18 protein-coding genes are annotated in these 18,622 nt (G+C 70.7%); 11 read left to right on the forward strand and 7 right to left on the reverse strand.

Going from position 1 to position 18,622, the window contains the following annotated elements; all coding sequences use genetic code 11:
• The 5 genes from KIS93_RS50340 to KIS93_RS50360 form a co-directional block, all read right to left on the reverse strand.
• Window positions 1-1,380: an aldehyde dehydrogenase family protein gene (locus tag KIS93_RS50340; RefSeq protein ID WP_080042355.1), complete on the reverse strand. Its 1,380-nt coding sequence runs from the start codon at window positions 1,378-1,380 to the stop codon at window positions 1-3.
• Between the two features lie 87 nt (window positions 1,381-1,467).
• Window positions 1,468-2,055, reverse strand: coding sequence for a GTP-binding protein (locus KIS93_RS50345; protein WP_080042356.1), 588 nt, complete (start codon window positions 2,053-2,055; stop codon window positions 1,468-1,470).
• On the reverse strand, window positions 2,036-2,455 hold the full coding sequence (locus tag KIS93_RS50350) for a DUF742 domain-containing protein (protein WP_080042357.1): 420 nt from the start codon (window positions 2,453-2,455) through the stop codon (window positions 2,036-2,038). Before KIS93_RS50350 ends, KIS93_RS50345 begins: the two co-directional genes overlap by 20 nt.
• A complete protein-coding gene (locus KIS93_RS50355) occupies window positions 2,455-2,877 on the reverse strand; it encodes a roadblock/LC7 domain-containing protein (protein WP_080042345.1) in 423 nt (140 codons plus the stop codon). Before KIS93_RS50355 ends, KIS93_RS50350 begins: the two co-directional genes overlap by 1 nt.
• Window positions 2,874-5,675: a sensor histidine kinase gene (locus KIS93_RS50360; protein ID WP_186404885.1), complete on the reverse strand. Its 2,802-nt coding sequence runs from the start codon at window positions 5,673-5,675 to the stop codon at window positions 2,874-2,876. Before KIS93_RS50360 ends, KIS93_RS50355 begins: the two co-directional genes overlap by 4 nt.
• A gap of 606 nt (window positions 5,676-6,281) precedes the next feature.
• Here KIS93_RS50360 and KIS93_RS50365 point away from each other — a divergent pair.
• The 7 genes from KIS93_RS50365 (at window position 6,282) to KIS93_RS50395 (ending at window position 13,781) form a co-directional block, all read left to right on the forward strand.
• Window positions 6,282-7,283 (forward strand): ABC transporter substrate-binding protein, encoded by a 1,002-nt coding sequence (locus KIS93_RS50365; protein ID WP_080042359.1) that lies wholly within the window; start codon window positions 6,282-6,284, stop codon window positions 7,281-7,283.
• Window positions 7,280-8,092, forward strand: a complete 813-nt coding sequence (locus KIS93_RS50370; protein ID WP_080042360.1) for an ABC transporter permease — start codon at window positions 7,280-7,282, stop codon at window positions 8,090-8,092. The genes KIS93_RS50365 and KIS93_RS50370 overlap by 4 nt, the downstream gene beginning before the upstream one ends.
• A gap of 43 nt (window positions 8,093-8,135) precedes the next feature.
• Entirely contained in the window at window positions 8,136-8,939 is an 804-nt protein-coding gene (locus KIS93_RS50375; RefSeq protein ID WP_080042361.1) for an ABC transporter permease, read from the forward strand.
• 48 nt (window positions 8,940-8,987) lie between these two features.
• On the forward strand, window positions 8,988-10,214 hold the full coding sequence (locus KIS93_RS50380) for a flavin-dependent oxidoreductase (protein ID WP_080042362.1): 1,227 nt from the start codon (window positions 8,988-8,990) through the stop codon (window positions 10,212-10,214).
• Between the two features lie 160 nt (window positions 10,215-10,374).
• Window positions 10,375-11,145: an ABC transporter ATP-binding protein gene (locus KIS93_RS50385; RefSeq protein WP_222107928.1), complete on the forward strand. Its 771-nt coding sequence runs from the start codon at window positions 10,375-10,377 to the stop codon at window positions 11,143-11,145.
• 43 nt (window positions 11,146-11,188) lie between these two features.
• Window positions 11,189-12,034 carry a DUF4429 domain-containing protein gene (locus tag KIS93_RS50390; RefSeq protein WP_080042364.1) on the forward strand — a complete coding sequence of 282 codons (846 nt, stop codon included), beginning with the start codon at window positions 11,189-11,191 and terminating at the stop codon, window positions 12,032-12,034.
• A gap of 85 nt (window positions 12,035-12,119) precedes the next feature.
• Window positions 12,120-13,781 (forward strand): alpha/beta fold hydrolase, encoded by a 1,662-nt coding sequence (locus KIS93_RS50395; RefSeq protein WP_186404886.1) that lies wholly within the window; start codon window positions 12,120-12,122, stop codon window positions 13,779-13,781.
• A 147-nt stretch (window positions 13,782-13,928) separates the two neighbouring features.
• Here the strand turns inward: KIS93_RS50395 and KIS93_RS50400 are convergent, their stop codons facing one another.
• Window positions 13,929-14,564, reverse strand: a complete 636-nt coding sequence (locus KIS93_RS50400) for an NAD(P)-dependent oxidoreductase (RefSeq protein ID WP_080042366.1) — start codon at window positions 14,562-14,564, stop codon at window positions 13,929-13,931.
• Window positions 14,561-15,022 carry a DUF6640 family protein gene (locus KIS93_RS50405; RefSeq protein WP_230465527.1) on the reverse strand — a complete coding sequence of 154 codons (462 nt, stop codon included), beginning with the start codon at window positions 15,020-15,022 and terminating at the stop codon, window positions 14,561-14,563. The genes KIS93_RS50400 and KIS93_RS50405 overlap by 4 nt, the downstream gene beginning before the upstream one ends.
• A 96-nt stretch (window positions 15,023-15,118) precedes the next feature.
• Here KIS93_RS50405 and KIS93_RS63945 point away from each other — a divergent pair, with 96 nt between their 5' ends.
• The 4 genes from KIS93_RS63945 (at window position 15,119) to KIS93_RS50425 (ending at window position 18,439) form a co-directional block, all read left to right on the forward strand.
• Window positions 15,119-15,757, forward strand: a complete 639-nt coding sequence (locus KIS93_RS63945; RefSeq protein WP_080042367.1) for a TetR/AcrR family transcriptional regulator — start codon at window positions 15,119-15,121, stop codon at window positions 15,755-15,757.
• 166 nt (window positions 15,758-15,923) lie between these two features.
• Window positions 15,924-16,400 (forward strand): helix-turn-helix domain-containing protein, encoded by a 477-nt coding sequence (locus tag KIS93_RS50415; RefSeq protein WP_080042368.1) that lies wholly within the window; start codon window positions 15,924-15,926, stop codon window positions 16,398-16,400.
• A 30-nt stretch (window positions 16,401-16,430) separates the two neighbouring features.
• Complete coding sequence (locus tag KIS93_RS50420; protein ID WP_080042369.1) at window positions 16,431-17,093, forward strand: alpha/beta fold hydrolase; 663 nt, start codon at window positions 16,431-16,433, stop codon at window positions 17,091-17,093.
• Window positions 17,094-17,662: 569 nt separating this feature from the next.
• Window positions 17,663-18,439 carry a MerR family transcriptional regulator gene (locus KIS93_RS50425; RefSeq protein ID WP_080042370.1) on the forward strand — a complete coding sequence of 259 codons (777 nt, stop codon included), beginning with the start codon at window positions 17,663-17,665 and terminating at the stop codon, window positions 18,437-18,439.
• Window positions 18,440-18,622: the final 183 nt, after the last annotated feature.

Below are 18,622 nucleotides of genomic sequence, written 5' to 3' on the forward strand. Positions count from 1 at the left end.
CTACTCCTTCGTGCTGTGCCACCAGGGGTCGGCGGCGCCGGATCGGTTGATGAGGAAGGCCCTGCGGCGCAGGAACCTGCCCATGGAGGCGGCGCCCATGCGGGAGCCGCCGAGGCCCGAAAGGCGGAAGGCGTTCTTCTCGCCCTCGTGCACGAGCGCGGTCAGCCCGGCGTCGTTGACGCTCACCGCGCCGGCCTGGAGGCGGGCCGCGACGGCGCGGGCCTGCTCCTCATCGGCGGCGAAGACCGCCGCCGACAGGCCGTAGACGGAGTCGTTGGCCAGCGCCACCGCCTCGTCAGGGCCGGACACCGCCATGACCGGCAGCACCGGACCGAACGTCTCCTCCGTCATGACCAGCATGCCGTGATCGACGCCGGACAGCACGGTCGGCCGGCACCAGTGGCCGCCGCCGTGCCGCTCGATGGCGCCGCCGGTGTGCACGGTCGCGCCCTTGGCCACGGCGTCGGCCAGGTGGGCGGCGATCACGTCCTCCTGGCCGGGCTTGATGAGGGGGCCGATCGGGCCGCCCTCGCAGGTCAGGCCCACCTGGGCGGCCTTGGCCACGAGCCGGTCGAGGAAGTCGTCGTGCGCCTCGCGGGCCACGTAGACGCGCTCGATGGACTGGCAGGACTGCCCGGCGTTCGCGGTGCCGCCCCACAGGACGGCCGACGCGGCACGGTCGAGGTCGGCGCCCGCCAGCACGATCGCCGGGTCCTTGCCGCCCAGCTCCAGGAACGCCGGCACGAACGCGCGCGCCGCCGCCGTCGCCACCCGCCGCCCCGTGGCCACGCTGCCGGTGAACACGACCGCGTCCACCAGGTCCACGAGCGCCGCGCCGGTCGCCCCGTCGCCCTCGACGACCCGCAGCGGCAGCTCGTCGGGGACCAGCCGCATCAGCGGCTCGATGAAGCGGGGCGTCACCTCGCTCGGCTTGACCAGCACCGTGCAGCCCGCGGCCAGCGCGGGCACGGCGTCGATGAGGCCGAGCAGGAGCGGCAGGTTCCACGGGGTGATCACCCCCACCAGCTCGTACGGCACCGCGTCCCCCGCCACGACCACCCCCGGCACGGACGCGGGGAACTCGGCGGGCGGGGCGAGCAGCGCGGGCGCCTGGCGTACCCACCGCTCGATCAGCGCGGCCACGAGCCGGCGCTCCAGCAGCGACTCCCCCACCCGGCCGGTGTCGGCCACCAGGGCAGCGAGGAGATCGTCGTCGTCGGCCAGCGCGGCGCCGAACCGGGACAAAACCGCACCCCGATCGGCGTTGCTCCAGGTGGCGGCCCGCGCGCGCAGCCCGGCCGCGGCGGCGGCCAGCCGGTCGGGCGGGATCGGGGCGAGGGCTCTGTCGGGCTGACCGGTGATCGGGTTCCTCACGTTCATGCGTGCGGGCTCCTGCGATGCTCGGCGGGAGCCATTGTGATCATGTGATCGGCCCCGCGTCAACGCACCCCGGGGACTCGCCGCGGATCAGCCGCCCCAGCCGGGCACGGCCATCCGGACCGTCAGCGCGTGCTCGACGAGCTGGATCAGCGCGTTCTTGACCGAGTCCTTCTTGCGGGCGTCGAGCCGCACCATCGGGATGTGCGGCGCCAGCGTCAGGGCGTCGCGCACCTCGGTGTCGCTGTGCGGATACTGTCCGTCCCAGCCGTTGATGCCCACCACGAACGGCAGCTGCGCCTCTTCGAAGTAGTCGATCGCCGGGAAGCTGTCGGCCAGGCGACGCGTGTCGACCAGCACGACCGCGCCGATGGCCCCGCGCACCAGGTCGTCCCACATGAACCAGAACCGGTGCTGCCCGGGCGTGCCGAACAGGTACAGGATCAGGTCGCGGTCGAGGGAGACCCGGCCGAAGTCCATGGCGACGGTGGTGGTCGACTTCAGCGGTGTCATGCCCAGGTCGTCGATCCCGGCGGAGGCGTCCGTCATGACGGCCTCCGTCGTCAACGGCATGATCTCCGACACCGCTCCCACGAACGTCGTCTTGCCCACCCCGAACCCTCCAGCCACCACGATCTTCGTCGAGGTGAGGCCGGGGCTAGAGCCTGCGAAGTCCACTGAGCACCCTTTCGAGCAGATTGACGTCCGGCCTGCCGGCGTCCAGCTGTGGCTGATGCACGCGGACCAGACCTTCGGCGGCCATGTCAGCGATCAGCACGCGGACCACGCCGAGCGGGATCCGTAGCAGGGCCGACACCTCTGCCACGGACCGGACCTGCCGGCACAGTTGACTGATCGCCTGGTACTCCGGCGTGATGTGGGAGAACTCCCGCTGCTCGGCGGTCGCCGAGGACACCAGGGCCTCCATCGCCAGCTTGACCCGCGGCGCCGTCCGTCCACCTGTCACAGCGTACGGGCGGACGGGCGAAGCGGGGTCGGGAGTCAGCTGCGACTGGGGCTGTGGCTGAGGCGGAGGGGCCCAACCGCCGCTGTTCCATCTCGGGTCTGTCACGTACATCACCTGGTCTGGCTGGCGCGCAGCTCGGCGCGCACAGCCGGAGTCAGCACCTGACCGGCGCGGTCCACCATCAGCGTCATCTGGTACGCCACCAGACCCATGTCACAGTCCGGCGCCGCCAGCACCGCCAGGCAGGAGCCATCGCTGATCGACATGATCAACATCAGGCCGCGCTGCATCTCCACGATCGTCTGATTGACCGCACCACCCTCGAACACCCTGGCCGCGCCCTGGGTCAGGGAGACCAGACCCGACGCGATCGCGGCGAGCTGATCGGCCCGATCGGCCGGAAAACCCGCCGACGCCGCCAGCGGCAACCCGTCGGACGAGACGACCACCGCGTGCGCCACGCCCGGGACCGTGCTGACGAAGTCCGTGATCAGCCAGTCGACGCCGCGTGCCGCGTGGCTGAGGTCGTTCATGCGCCCTCCTCTCTCTCACTCTGCTTCGGGCCCGCCGGCGGGAGCGCCCGGCCCTCGCTGATGTCGTCGCGTGCCGCGCGGAAGCCCTGCTGGAAGCTGGACAGCCGGTTGCGCACCCGATCCGGGGAGACCGACGGCAGCGGGATCACGCCCTGCGGGGAGGCCGCGGTGTCCGCCGAGCCGGGCACCAGGTTGGCCTTGGGCACCCGCTTGGGCAGCCCGGCCGCCGTCGCGCCGTCGCGTACCGGTTCCACCACTGCCTCCGCCGCGCTCCAGCCCGCGTCCGCTTTCGAGGAGCCCCAGCTCGCGCCGTTCGTGTCGCGGCCGAACCAGGCGGACTCGACGGCGGCGAAGATCGGCAGGTAGTCGTCGCCGGCGGACGCGGGCGGTGCCGCCGGCATGGGGTCGGTGCCGGGCTCGGGCTCGGAGTCCTGCAAGCCGAAGCCCGGCCGTTGTGGCGGGTTGGTGTCCTGGCTCCAGCCGCCCGGGGGCGGTGCGGGCACGGGCCGCCGGGGCAGGCTCCGGTCGCCGTTCTGGACGGAGCCGCGGGGCGGCGTCCAGATGTCGCCGCTCTGGAAGCCGGTGCGCGGCTCGGCCGGCCACGCGGAGGGGTCGGGCTGCCACGGGTCGGGCTGCCAGGGGCCGCCCCAGTTGCCGCCGCCTTCGGGGTTCGACGGGAACGACGGGTGCCCGGGGCCCATCTGGAACGTGGGCTGCGGCCAGTCGGTGGCCGGCGGGGCGGGATGCGGCCCGGCGTACGGCTCGCCGCCTGATTCCCCTGCCCCCGCTCCCGCTCCCGCTCCCGCGAAGGCCGGTGGCTGGTCGCCGGAGAACGGCGGTGGCTGGTTGCCCGAGAAGGACGGCGGCTGGTTGCCGGAGAACGACGGCATCCCGGCGAAGGCCGGAGCCTGGGAGCCCAGCATGTTCTCCGGGATCAGCACCATCGCGGTCAGGCCGCCGGAACTGTGCGGGCGGAGCTGGACGCGGATGCCGTGCCGGTGCGCCAGCCTGGCCACCACGAACAGGCCCATCCGCCGCGAGACGGACACGTCCACGCTGGGCGCCTCGGTCAGCCGCTCGTTGGACTGGACCAGCTCCTCCTGGGTCATGCCGATGCCGGAGTCGGTGATCGACAGCATCACGCCGCCGCCGTCGATCCGGCTGCCGGACACCGTCACCCTGGTCTCGCGCGGCGAGAACGACAGCGCGTTCTCCACCAGCTCGGCCAGCAGGTGGATGACGTCGTTGACGGCCTGCCCGGCGACCGACACGCCGTCGGGCACCTGGAGCACGACCCGCTCGTAGCTCTCGACCTCCGACAGCGAGGCCCTGGCCACGTCGACGAGCTTGACGGGCTGGCTCCACCGGCGGGGCGGGTCCTGGCCGGCCAGCACGAGCAGGTTCTCGCTGTTGCGGCGCATGCGGGTGGCGAGGTGGTCGAGCTTGAACAGGTTGCCCAGTCGCTGCTCGTCCTGCTCGCCCTGCTCCAGGCCGTCGATCAGGGTGATCTGCCGCTCCACCAGCGTCTGGCTGCGCCGCGACAGGTTCACGAACATCGCGTTGACGTTGGACCGCAGCCGCGACTCCTCACCCGCCAGCCGGACCGCCTCGCGGTGCACCTCGTCGAAGGCCCGCGCGACCTCGCCGATCTCGTCGTGAGTGTCCACGCCTATCGGCACGACGGGGCCGACGCTGCCGTCACCGCTCTCGCGCAGCTGCCGCACGGTCTCCGGCAGGCGCTGCCCGGCGATGTCGAGCGCCTCGCGGCGCAGCCGGCGCAGCGGTCTGATAAGCGAGCGGGCGATGAGCGAGATGATCGCGAGCACCACGATCAGCAGGAGCAGGATGAGGACGCCGGAGATCAGCGCCGAGCGGTTGGCCCCCTCCTCCAGCGCTCGGGCGCGCAGGATGACGGAGGAGGACAGCTCCTTCTCCACGGTCCGCAGCGCGTCGATCTTGCCGGTGCTGACCTCGAACCAGGTGGCCACGTCCCGGTCGGGCCGCACGCCGATGCTCAGCTCCTTGCCCTCGGACGCCTGCGCCATGGCACGCAGCCGGAACAGGTCGGTCTGGTCGACGTCGCGGCCCACGACGGTGTTGCGGTAGAGCTCGAGCTGGTCGAGATTGGCGAGGACGCCGAACAGCGTCTCCTCGCTCTCCTCGCGCGACTTGGCGTCGGTGAGCGCGTCGAGCTCGCCGCTGTCGAAGCCCTTCTTGTCCAGCGCGCTGGCCAGGATGCCGCGCTGCTTGGACGCCTGCTCCTTGGCCCGCGAGATGGCGGACATGGCGCTGGCGCTGTCGGCCACCTGGTCGTCCACCGCGACCTGGCCGACCTGGTCGTGGAACTGCAGCAGCCGCGCGATGATCTGCGAGTACTTCTCGATCATCGGCAGCGGCTGGATCTTGCCCTTGACGGCCGTCTCGCGCAGCGTCGGCACCTCTTCGAGCCGGCGCAGCACCGGGCGCACGGCCTCGGCGTGGGTGTCGGTGAGCGCGAGCGCGCGCTGCTTGGCGCCCTCGATGAGGCTGTTCACCTCGTTGTGGGTGGTGTTGAGCTGCGCCTCGCGGTCCTTCGGCCGGCCCTGGGCGATGTAGAGGGCGGTCTCGTCGCGTTCGAAGGCCAGCTCGTGGGTGACGGCTCCGAGCTGCTCGCTGAGCTCGGCGACCTCTCTGAGGGTCTGGTACGTGTTGGCGTCGCTGAGTGAGGTGACGACGCTCAGCCCGCCCAGGCCCACGGCGACGGCCGTCGGGACGACGATCAGCGCGACGAGGCGCGATCGTACATGCCAGTTGCCCAATCCGAATCTCTTCGATGGCGGATCGGACGGCCGTCGCTTCTGATGGCCGTGCGGCTCGCGGTCAGCGGAAGCTTCAGCGCTCTGCGTTCTCACTTGCCTTCGCAACCTCTCGCCCTTGGGGGGATTTCTCGGGGACATGCGCGGTTTCACGTAGGGCAATTGCGTTCCGTCGAGATAAGCGCCATTTGAGCACACGAGTCGACCATGGCCAACCACTACTAGTGCCTTGATGAGGTGTTTATCCCTAGATGTCCAGAAAATCTGGCGGAATCGGTAAATGGCCTTCTACCAGCGGATATGCGGCAAGGATTGATCGTTCCGCGAGCCCCATCCTGACTCGCAGAAAAGATCGGGTGAACACCACGCCAGTAACCGCGGTCCCGCCAGTCACCTCCTTTCCCAAACCGGACAAACGCCAACTTTCTTACGGTCGTCAAATTTTCACGATATAGCGGCAATCGGACATTGCAACCACAAGTGTTATCTTCGCGATAATGACCACCTATTAGGTGCTACGGTCAATCCCTGTTGTGCGTCAGGCACACAGCCCCCGGGAGCAGAAGCCACCCGGTCCCCCCCTGGCTCCATCTGAAGGGAGTCCCTGACATGAGGCTTGGCCGTTCCGCCAGAGCCGCCATCATCGGGTTCGCTTTGACACTCGGCGCCGTGGCGTGCAGCACGGGCACCGAAACCACCGCCAGCGCCCCGCCCTCCGCCTCCGCCGGCGGCGGCCTGGAGAAGACGAAGCTCAAAGTCGCGACCCTGCCCGCCATCGACAGTGCCGCCATCTACGTCGCCATCGACCAGGGCCTGTTCAAGCAGGAGGGCCTCGACGTGACGCCCGAGGTCGTCCAGGCCGCGCCCGAGGCCATCCCCATGCTGGTGAAGGGCGAGATCGACGCCATGTTCGGCAACTACGTGTCGATGTTCGCCGCCCACGACAAGCAGGCGCTGAAGCTGCGCATCCTGGCCGAGGGCTCTCGCGCAGCCCCCGACTCGCTGAGCATCATGGCCCTGCCCACCTCGCCCATCAAGACGCCCAAGGACCTGGAAGGCAAGACGATCAACGTCAACGTCCTGCACAACTTCCAGGAGCTCGCGCTCACGCAGGTGCTCAAGGCCAACAACGTCGACCCCGCGACCATCAAGTACGTCCAGGTGACGTTCCAGAACATCATGCCCTCGTGGAAGGGCGGCCAGATCGACGCCGCCTACCTCGGCGAGCCCATGGTCACCGCCGCCACCTCCACCATGGGAGCCCGCAAGATCCTCGACCCCGCCTCCGGCCCCGCCGCGGAGTTCCCCATCTCCGGCTACGTCAGCAGCCAGGAGTGGTACGACAAGAACCCGAAGACGGCGGCCGCCTTCCAGCGCGCCATCCACAACGCGGCCAAGCTCATGGAGAACAACCGCGAGGTGGTGGCCAAGGTGCTGCCGAACTTCACCCAGATCGACGCCGCCACCGCGGCCACCGTGACCTTCCCGTACTTCTCCAGCAGCGACAACCCGGTCCGGCTGCAACGGGTCGCCGACTGGATGTGGGAAGCCAAGTGGCTCTCGAAGCAGATTGACGTCAAGTCGCTCATGTCGCCCACCACGTCCGGGTGAGCACTCAGACCCTGCCCCGTCCCCGCCCGGCGGCGTCCTCCCGCTGGTACCGCCGGGCGGCCGGGGCCCTCGCCTTCGCCGCCCTGATCGAGCTGGTCAGCAGGACCGGGCTGGCCGACCGCGAGTTCCTGCCGCCCGCCTCCGAGATCGTCGGCCGGGCCGTCGCGCTGCTGCTCGACCCGGCCTTCCGCGCGCACGCCCTGACCAGCCTGCTCGCGTGGGCGATCGGCTTGTGCGTCGCGGCCCTGCTCGCCGTGCCGCTCGGCCTGCTGCTCGGCAGCGTGCCGGTCATCGACGCGGCCACGCGCTCCGTCGTGGAGTTCCTGCGGCCGATCCCGTCCGTGGCGCTGATCCCGCTGGTCGCGCTCGTGATCGGCACCGGCCTGCAGCACCGGATCACGCTCGTCGTCTACGCCTCGCTGTGGCCCATCCTCTACAACACGATGTACGGCCTGCGCGGCGTCGACCCCCTGGCCAAGGAGTCCCTGCGCGCCTACGGCTTCGGCCCCCTCGCGGTGCTGCTGCGCGTCTCGCTGCCGTCGGCCACGCCGTTCATCACCACCGGCTTCCGGCTGGCCGCCGGCGTGGCGCTCATCCTCACCGTCAGCACGGAGATCGTGGCCGGCCGCGGCGAGGGCATCGGCGTGTTCATCTTCTTCGCCGGCATCGCCGTGCCCGCGCGCATGACCGACATCCTGGCCGGGGTGTTCTGGGTGGGGCTGTTCGGCGTCGCGGTGAACGCGCTGCTGGTGGCCGTGGAACGGCGGGCGTTCCGCTGGCACCACGCCCGGCTCGGGGAGCGGTCATGAGGCCGGCGTTGCGCCGGCACCACGCCGGGCTCGGGGAGCGGTCATGAGGGGGCGCGGCATGCGGGCCGCCGTCTTCCGGACGCTGGTGCTGGTCGTGCTCGTGCTGCTCTGGGAGGCCGCCACCCGGCTCGCGGCCAGCGCGTTCTTCCCGCCGCCCAGCACGATCGTGACCCGCATGCACGCCATGTGGTTCTCCGGCCCGGCCGGCCAGGGGTTCCTCACCGACCTGGCCGTCGCGAACATCCTGCCGAGCCTCGGCCGGATGGCGCTCGGGTTCGCCGGGGGCGCGCTGGCCGGGGTCGTGCTCGGGCTCGCGGTCGGGCTGTCGGCGCGAGCGTACGACTACCTCGACGGCGTGCTGCAGTTCCTGCGCGCCATCCCGCCGCCCGCGCTGGTGACCGTCTTCCTGGTGGTGTTCGGGTTCGGGCTGCGGATGCAGCTCGCGTTCATCATGTTCAGCATCGTGTGGCCGGTGCTGCTCAACACCGCCGACGGGGCCCGCTCCGTCGAGCCGCTGCACCTGGACACGTGCCAGGCGTTCCGGCTGTCGCGCGCCGAGCGGCTGCTGCGGGTCGTGCTGCCCTCCGCGCTGCCCAAGATGTTCGCCGGGCTGCGGCTGGCCCTGTCGCTGTCCCTGATCGTCATGGTCTTCTCCGAGCTGCTGCCCGGCACCACCAACGGCATCGGCTTCCAGCTCACCGACGCGTACGCGACCTTCGACCTGCCCGCCATGTGGGCCGGCATCGTGCTGCTCGGCATCCTGGGCTACCTGCTCAACGAGCTGTTCCTGATCGCCGAGCGCCGCGTGCTCGGCTGGCACCACGCCGCCCAGCAACTCGTCGATTAGAGTCACCCCGGGGACGGCATCGCATCCGGGGGCATGACCATGAGGACGATGATCGTGGGCGGTGGCATCGGGGGGCTCAGCACGGCGCTGAGCCTGCACGCCGCCGGTCTTGACTGCGTGGTGATCGAGGCGGCCCGCACGCTGCGGCCGCTCGGCGTGGGCATCAACGTGCAGCCGCACGCCGTACGCGAGCTGACCGAGCTCGGGCTCGGCCCCGCGCTGGCGGAGCTGGGCGTGGAGACGACGTTCATGTCGGTGGCCGACCGGCACGGCAACATCATCATGGCGCTGCCCCGGGGGCGGTCGGCCGGCTACCGGTGGCCCCAATACAGCGTGCACCGGGGCGAGCTGCAGATGTTGCTCCTCGCGGCGGTCGAGCGGCGTATCGGGCCCGTGCGCACCGGCGTCCGGTTCGAGGGCTTCGAGCAAGACGGCGACGGCGTGCTCGTCACGCTCCGTCAGGACGGGCGGGTGTCGCGGGAACGGGTGGACGTGCTGGTCGGGGCCGACGGCGTGCAGTCGTCCGTACGCGCCCGGCTGCACGACCCGGCCGGCGACCTGCTGCGGTGGGGCGGCATCAGGATGTGGCGCGGGATCGGCGAGAGCGACCAGGTGCTCGACGGGGCCACCGTGCTGGCCGGCGGCTCGAACTCCGCCGCGAAATTCGTCACTTATCACATCTCGGCGCGCAATCCGCGGCTGCTCAATTGGGTGGCCGAGGTAAAGGTGGCCGAGCCGGGCATCGTCGCCGACGCGGATTGGTCGCGCACCGGCAGCCACGCCGATGTCGCCCGGCATTTCGCATCGTGGAAGTACCCGCTCGTCGACATCCCGGCATTACTCGCCGCCACGAAGCGGATACTCGAATACCCGATGGTCGACCGCGACCCGCTGCCCCGCTGGGGCGAGGGCCGCGTCACCCTCCTCGGCGACGCCGCCCACCCCATGTACCCCATCGGCTCCAACGGCGGCTCCCAGGCCGTGCTCGACGCCCGGTTCCTGGCCCGCTGCCTGGCCACCCACGACGACCCGGCGGCGGCGCTGGCCGCGTACGAGGCGGAGCGGCGCCCGCCCACGTCGGCGCTGGTGCTCGCGCACCGCTCGCTGCCCATCGAGAAGACGATCGGCCTGGTCGCCGAGCGGGCGCCCGACGGGTTCCGCCACGTCAGCGACGTGCTCACCGCCGAGGAGCTGGCCGCCATGGAGGCCGCCCAGCGCGGCATCTCCGACGCCGACGTGCGGGCGCTGAACGAAAGGGAGTCGTGGAGTGTTTGAGCCTGTGGCTCCCATGACAGGCCCGATCGTGCGAGAGTAAGATCGCGCCAGATTAGGTTTACCTGACTGACATGTCCAGCATTTACCGCTCCGCTAGAGTCAATTCCGACTCTCAAAGAGTTGCCCGTGCTGACCGCGGTCTCGCCCCCTAGGAATTCCATTGCTCGAGATAGACAACCTTTCCCATGTGTACGGCGGCGGTACTCCCAACGCGCACCACGCCATCGAAGGACTCAACCTGAGCGTCGCCGCGGGCGAGCTGCTCTGCATCGTGGGGCCCTCGGGCTGCGGGAAGTCGACGCTGCTCCGCTCCATCGCCGGCCTCATCCAGCCGACGGGCGGGCAGGTCAGGGTGGAGGGCAACCTCGTCCGCCAGACGCCGGACAACCTCGCCGTGGTCTTCCAGGACTACAGCCGCTCCCTGTTCCCCTGGATGTCGGTCGCCGACAACGTCGCGCTGCCGCTGCGCCGCAAGAACATGGACAAGAAGCAGCGCCGCGAGGCCGCCGCCGAGGCACTGGAATCCGTGGGCCTGGCCGGCGCGGGCCGCAAGTACCCGTTCCAGCTGTCCGGCGGCATGCAGCAGCGGGTCGCGATCGCGCGGGCCCTGGCCTACCGGCCGACGCTGCTGCTCATGGACGAGCCGTTCGGCTCCGTCGACGCGCAGACCAGGGAAGACCTGGAGGACCTCGTCCTCAAGGTGCGCGGCCACCACCAGATGACGATCGTGCTCATCACCCACGACATCGACGAGAGCGTCTACGTCGGCGACCGCGTGGTCGTGCTGTCGAAGGCGCCCGCGCACGTGGTGGGCGACCTGAAGGTGGACCTGCCCGCGCCCCGCGACCAGATCTCCACCCGCGAGCACCCCGACTTCGTGCACCTGCGCGCCGAGGTCGGCCGCCTCGTCCGCGGCCACGCCACCGTGTAACGCCCCTCGCGTACGCTGGGGTGCCCTCGCGTACGCTGGGGTGATGGAGGATGTCTTAGCGGGCCTCGGCTGCACCTGGACCTTCAGGTCGGAGACGCTGACCATCACCCCGGGGCAGCGCGGCACGCCCCGGCTCGTCGCCGCGCTCGGCGAACGCGTCGTCCCCTACGCGGCCCTCGCCGACGTCACGCTCACCCGGGGCCGGCGCCGCACCATGGTGCTGCGCGTGGTGCCCCGTCAGGGCGCCGATCCGGTGCTGACCGCCGCGGCCGGGCAGCTCAAGGCGTCCGCCGACCCGTTCCGGCTGGTCCTGCCCGCCGCCAAGGAGACGCTCGCCGACTACTACGCCGACGAGCTGCGCGCCGCCCTGACCGGACGCGACCCCGCCGACCGCTTCCTCATCGCCGCTCCCCCGGTGCCGCGCGCCTTCAAGGGCTGGGACGGCGCCGCCTCCTTCGACGGCGACGCCGTCACCTTCACCTGGTTCTGGTCCGGGGCCTCCGCCGCCAAGTACGCGGCCGGCGACCAGCGCTACCGCGTCACTGACCTCGACGGCGTCCAGTGGCACGCCCCCGAGGGGGCCAGCGGCTCGCTCCGGCTGAAGCTGCGCGGGCGGCGCATGCCCTCCGACCCCACCAAGGATCCCGCCTCCGTCACCTTCAGCCTCGGCTGGGGAGCCACCCACCACTCGCTGCCGTTCGCCGCCGCCGTCCTGGCCGCCATCCCCTCCCCCGCCGCCCCCGCCCTTCCGCGCCGTCCGCAGGCTTCGGTGGATCGCGGGCTCCAGGTGGCCGAGCTGATCGCCAAGCTGGGCGAGCTGCGGGACGCGGGGGTGCTGTCGGAGGAGGAGTTCCAGGCCAAGAAGGCCGAGCTGCTGTCCCGCATCTGAGCGTGCCGCCCGGTGCTGGGTCGGCCGGATGGACGAGCCGGATCGGCCGTTCGGCCGAATCCCTGTGACGTCGTACGCGAGCAGCATGGTCGACCGTGAACCACGCACTGCTCGCGCTCCTCCTGACACTGCCCCCGGCACCCGCGCCCGCGCCGGCCTCCGCCTTCACGCCCTCGTTGCCCCCGCCCTCACCTCCGCCTCCGCGCCCGCCCTCACTTCTGGCTCCGCGCCCGCCTTCGCGTCCGCACTCACCCGCACCTCCGCGTCCGCCTTCGCGCCCGCCCCCACCCCCACCTCCGCGTCCGCCTCCGCACCCGTCCCCACCCCTACCTCCGCATCCGCCTCCGCGCCCGCCCTCATCCCCACCTCCGCGTCCGCCTTCACACCCCTGCCCATCTCCTGGCGGCCGTGTGGTGAGCGGCAGCAGGCCGAGTGCGGTTCCGTGGAGGTGCCGCTCGACTGGGACGCCCCGGCCGGCCGCACGATCAAGCTGTCCGTGGCGCGCCGCAAGGCCACCGGCGAGCGGATCGGCACGCTGTTCTTCAACCCGGGCGGCCCCGGCGGCCAGGCGGCGATGCTGGTACGCGACTACCCGCAGTACGCGGTCAGCGCCGAGTTGCTGCGCCGGTTCGACGTGGTCGGCATCGACCCGCGCGGGGTGGGCGAGAGCACGCCCGTCACGTGCGACCGCCCGGTCCACGATCCGTCCGTGACCCAGTTCCCGGAGACGAGGCCGGACTACCGTGAGCTGGTCGCGCACAACCGGGCCGTCGGCCTGAGCTGCCTCGCCGCCACCGGCCCGCTGCTGCGCGAGATCGACACCACGAGCGTGGCCCGCGACTTCGACGCCGTCCGAGCCGCCCTGGGCGAGCCGAAGATCAGCTTCCTGGGCAAGTCGTACGGCACCATGCTCGGCACCGAGTACGCCCGGCTGTTCCCCGGCCGGGTCCGCACGATGGCCCTCGACGGCGCGGTGGACCACAGCATGGATTCCAACCGGCTGGTCACCGACGCGGCGGTGGCGGTCGAGGACTCTTTCGCCCAGTTCGTCCGCTGGTGCGCCGGCACTACGGCATGCACGCTCCACGGCCGCGACGTCGCCCGGCTGTGGGACGACCTGCTGCTCAGAGCCGAACGCGAGCCCATCCCCGTCAAGGGCGGCCGCCCACTGACCGGCGAGGAGCTACGTTACGTCACCTACGTCTTCCTCAACCAGCTCCCCGAATACAGCAACGGCCTGGCCAACGCCCTCGTCCAGGCGGAGCAGGGGGACGCCCAGATCCTGGCGTCCATGCGCGCCTCGGCCCTGGACGACGCGGCGAGCACGTCGGCGTACCGGTCGATCCTGTGCCTGGACATCGAGCCCGGCGTCACCGGCTACCGCGACCTGCGCGCCCGGCTCGACCGCGTCAGGCGGCTCGCCCCGCACATGAAGGGCACCTCGGAGTTCTGGGACATGACGGCGGGCTGTCTCGGCTGGCCCATCCGGCCGACGAACCCGCAACGCCCGCTGCACGTTCGTGGCGTCCCGCCGGTGCTCGTGGTCGGCAACACCCACGACCCCGCCACCCCGCTGTCGTGGGCACGCAGCCTGTCGTCACACATCGACGGCTCCGGCCTGCTGGTGAACGACGAGAACGACGGCAACGGGCACAGCGCCTACCTCAGAACGTCCTGCGCCACGTCCCGCATCGACGACTACCTGACCTCGGGCACCCTGCCCCCATCGGGGACAGTCTGCCGCTAGCTGCACCTGACCCGCTGGGTTGCCGGCACGGGTGACCGGTCGCCAACCCGCCACGTCGCCGGCACGGGTGCCCAATCACCGACCCACCATGTCGTCGGCATGCGTGCCCGATCACCGACCTGCCAGGTTGCCAGCACGGGTGCCCGATCACCGGCCGCCGAGCTCGACCATGGCTCTCCACGTAGCCCGATCGTCGAGGTGACCGAGCAGGTAATGTGCGAGGTCAGCGCGCGACAACGCGCGGGCGCGCGGCAGGGGCCCGTCGGCGGATATCCGGTAGGTCCCCGTGAGCGCCCCGTCGGTCAGCCTCGGCGGACGGACGATGGTCCAGTCGAGGCCGCTGTCTCTGACGATGCCCTCCATTCGCGTCATGTCGGCGTACATGTGCCTGTAGAGCGGCCGCACCACGCCTCCGATCAGCAACCGGCGCCCCAGCGACGCGGCCGGGGACAGGGCGAGGGCGGCCGACGTGACGCAGGCCAACCGGCGCACTCCACCGTCCCGCATGGCCGCGATGACCCCGACCATGCCCTGCGAGTAGACCGTAGTGGGCCGCCGATGCGCGCTCCCCAGGCACGACAGCACCGCATCGTGCCCCGCCACCTCCCGCCCCCAGCCGCCGTGGGGCTCCAGCACGTCCCCACGCACGACGGTCAAGCGGTCGCGCCTAGGGATGGCGGCGGGGTCGCGGGCCAGGGCGGTCACGTGGTGCCCGGCGTCGAGCGCCTGCGCGACGAGCTGCGCTCCCGTGCCACCGCTCGCCCCGAGCACGAACAGCTTCACGCGCTCACCCGCTCCCGCCGCGCCGCCGACGCGAGGAGCACCGCGACCGCCAGGACGACGAGCGTGACCAGGGCCATGAACATCTGTCCGTGCAGGCCGAGGACGAACTGCGTCTCGTCCCTGAACTCCGGGTCGTAGGTGGCGGTGCCGGGGAACAGCAGCGCGGGGAACATGCTGGCCCACGGCACCGCCACGATCCCCGCCGCCCACAGCAGCCGGGAGTGCGGGTCCCCCCGCCGCCCGGCCAGCAAGGCGAGGGCGAGCAGGCCGAACGCCAGCGACGTGACGATGTACTGCGCGTCGTGGAACTTCGCGTGCGGTGGCCAGGCCGGATTGAACAGGTGCTCGTGCGCGGTGTCGTACAGGACCAGGTCGAACAGCAGGGCGCCCAGGGCGGTCTCGACCGCCATGAGCGCGATCAGAATCCTGGGCAGCGTCCAGTGCCGTGTCATGCGCATCCCCTCAAATGTAGTGACTACATCACTATAACCACTACATCCATGGAGTGACTACAACGATGTAGCGACCCGCCCCGCACCCCCTACGCTGGGACCATGCACCAGACCTCGCCCCCGACCCGACGCGACCGCAAGAAGCAGCAGACGCGGCAGGCCATCGGCGAAGCGGCGATGCGGCTCTTCCTCGACCGTGGCTTCGACGCCGTCACGATCGCCGACGTCGCTCGCGAGGCCGACGTCGCCGTCCAGACCGTCTTCAACCACTTCCCGACCAAGGAAGACCTGTTCTTCCAGGAACGCGACGCCTACGTGTCCCTGCCGAGCACGGCCGTCCGCACCCGCCGCCACGAGACGGAATCCGTCGCACAGGCCCTGGCCCACGGCTACCTGCGACTGCTCGCCGACTATCACGTGGCCGGCCTGCTCGGGCACGGCGTCGAGTACCAGCGCACCCTGGACGCCAGCCCCGCCCTGCGCGGCAGGGAGCTGGAGCTGCGCCAGGAACGCGAGCACCTGCTCGCCGCCGCCCTGGCCGAGGAGCCGCCGCCACTGGGCGAAGGACTACGCCCGAACCTCATGGCCGCCTTCGCCTCGGCGGTCGACCGCGTTCTGGACACGGAGATCCGCCGCCGCCTCCTCGCCGGCGAACCGGCCGAACAGGTGCAGGCAGCGGTGGAGCCGATGGTCACGGAATTGTTCAGCGTCGCCGAAGCCGCCTGCCGAAATACTTCGTGACTTCACGCCTTCGTGACTTCGTGTTCGCGCCTTCGTGCCTTCGTGACAAGACCGAGCTCTCCCTGATTGCCGTTCAGCAAGGTAAACGTCTCTCCGGAGCTCGAATTAACTTACTCCATGCGAATTCGCCGGATAATGCGTCAGAGGCGCAACTTAATCTCGTCCTATGGTTCGCGTCAGGGCGCATGTGCGGCGCCTCAAGAGCGGCAAGGTCACCCGAGTCAGATCCCACGAGCGACGCACCCCCGGCCCGTCCTCCACCTCGTCCGGCCTGTTCCTGATCGTGCCGGGCGCGCTGGTCTTCTTCGGGCTCGTGTTCATCGGCGTCCAGGCGCTGGGCCATTCCATCCCGGTCGCCTCCGAGACGGAAAAGCCGGCGCACTCGCAAGCCACCGCTCCGGACGCCCTCCCGCCCGGCCCTGAAGGAGTTCTGGCCGGCAAGCTCCGGCAGGCCCGTACGAATATCGGCCTGTCACAAAGCGAGGTGAGCGCGCGAACGGGAATCGCCGAATCGACCATCAACGATTTCGAGCAGGCCCGCGCCGTCCCGAGCGCCGACACCCTGAAGAAGCTGTCCAACGCCTACCAGCTCTCGCTCAACGAATGGTCCGCCCTCGAAATCGCCCGGGCCGAGCTCCGATGAGTTAGCGCGCCGCCGGCGGTCTCCATCATCATGACAACCTTCGCCCTCATCCACGGCGGCGGCGCAAGCGCCTTCGACTGGCACCTTGTCGAAAAGGAGCTGCGCGAGCGCGGACACGACACGGTCGCGATGGATCTCCCCATGTCCGACCCCAAGGCCACCCTCTGGGACTATGCCGACGCGGTCGCCCAGGCAGCCGGCGAGCGCCGCCCGCTGGTGGTGGTCGCCCATTCCTGGAGCGGCTTCGTCGGCCCGCTCGTCTGCGCCCGCACCAACGTCTCGGCGCTCGTCCTCCTCACCGCCATGATCCCAACCCCCGGCGAGACACCGGCCGCCTGGTGGGAGCAGAGCGGCTGGCACTCGCCCGGCATCGAGGACGAGTACGAACTCTACTTCCACGACGTCCCCCGCGACCTGGCCGACCAGGTGCTCAGCCATGACCGCGCACTCAGGGCAGACCTGAACATGGACCTGGCCTGTTCCGAACCCTGGTCCCTGACCGCCTGGCCGGACGTCCCCACCACATACCTGCTCTGCAGCGACGACCGCCTCTTCACACCCGAGTTCGTACGGCAGCACGTGAAGGAACGCCTCGGCCTCGTCCCGGACGAGATGCCCGGAGGACACATGGTGATGTTGTCGCGCCCAGGCGAACTGGCCGACCACCTGCTACGGGCCCTCCCCACCGACTGACACTGGGACGGCCCGGGCGAGCAGACCGACCAGCCGGCACGGGCCCTCCCCTTCTCCACCAGGCAACCCGACGACGACAGGGCCGGGCCAAGCCGACCGACCAGCCAGCACAGGCCCTCCCTTCCCACCAGCCAACACCGACGACGACAGGGCCAGGCAAGCCGGCCAACCAGCCAGCATGGGCCCTCCCCACCAGCCGACCGCGCCAATTACTGCCACTGCCCGCACCAATCCCCCACCGGCCCACATCAATGACTGGCTGGCCTGCGCCGTGCAACGCCACGAGCACGGCGCACCATCCCCGCAGCCGCGCACCATCCCCGCAGCAGCACCATCCCCCAACAGCGCCATCCCCGCATAGCGCCATCCCCGCAGCAGCGACAAAAGCGATGAGAAGCGACAAATGCGCGCTACCCTCACCCCTGTGATCGCCCGAAACCCGCACCCTGAGGTGAGCGCGCAGGCCGGCCGCGGCCGGAGCCCGCTCCCGTGCACGGCCGCCTGTGCCCTGATCAACGCGGTAATGCGCGAGACCGTGCCTGCCCACCATCCGAAGGTGCACTGAGCCGATGGCGGACGGGCTCACGATCGGCCAGGCGGCGGCGTTCGTCGGCGTCACGATCAAGACGGTGCGGCACTATCACCGGCTCGGCCTGGTCAAGGAGCCGGAGCGGGACAGCTCCGGCTACCGGCGTTACCGCTCGGCCGACCTGCTCCGCCTGGCCCAGGCCCGCACGCTGGCGGGAGCGGGCGTGCCGCTGGCGGAGATCGGCGACCTGCTCGACGCCGACCCCGAGCAGTTCGCCGCCACTTTGAACGACGTCCACCGCCGCCTCACCGAGCAGATCGAAGACCTGATCGCCCGCCGCGACACCCTCGACCGGCTCGCCCACGGCGACCGCGCCCTGCTCCCCGACCGGGCCTGCGCCGTCCTCGACCGCCTGACCGCGCTCGGCTTCAGCCCCGACTACGTGGCCACCCAACGCGAGGCCATGGTCCTGGCCAGAGCGCTCATCCCCGCGATCTTCGACAGCTTCCTGACCCAGCTCGAACATTCGCTGGACGATTCCGAGCTCATCGAGCTGATCAAGCGCGGCATCGAAGCACGGTCCTGGGACCCCGACGACCCGAGGATCGAGGAGCTGGCGTCGGCGCTGGCGGACAAGCTGCTGTCCAACCGGGCTGCCCTGGAAATGCCCACCACCCCTGGGAACCAGTCGGACACCGCCGCCCGATACGGCCTGGTCAATCACCATGGGGAGGATCAGGAGCCGTCCATCGCCCGGCTGAACGCGCTGGTCGAGGCACGCCTGCGTGCGGCCGGCATCACCATCCCGTACCAGTGACGTCCCCGCCCGGCACGCAAACCGCTCCCTCCGGTGGCGTCTTGCCGGCGAGGATCAGGTGGCTGCACCCACCACGCCATGGGGCAAGTCATCAAGGAAATCCTGTGCTTCTCTCCGTCCCTGCAAGAGGTATGCGGTCAGGGTGGCGAAAATACGAGGATGCCGGCCATGGCGTGCACCAGC

This window comes from [Actinomadura] parvosata subsp. kistnae (assembly GCF_900323885.1).
GTDB classification, from domain to species: Bacteria; Actinomycetota; Actinomycetes; order Streptosporangiales; family Streptosporangiaceae; genus Nonomuraea; species Nonomuraea composti.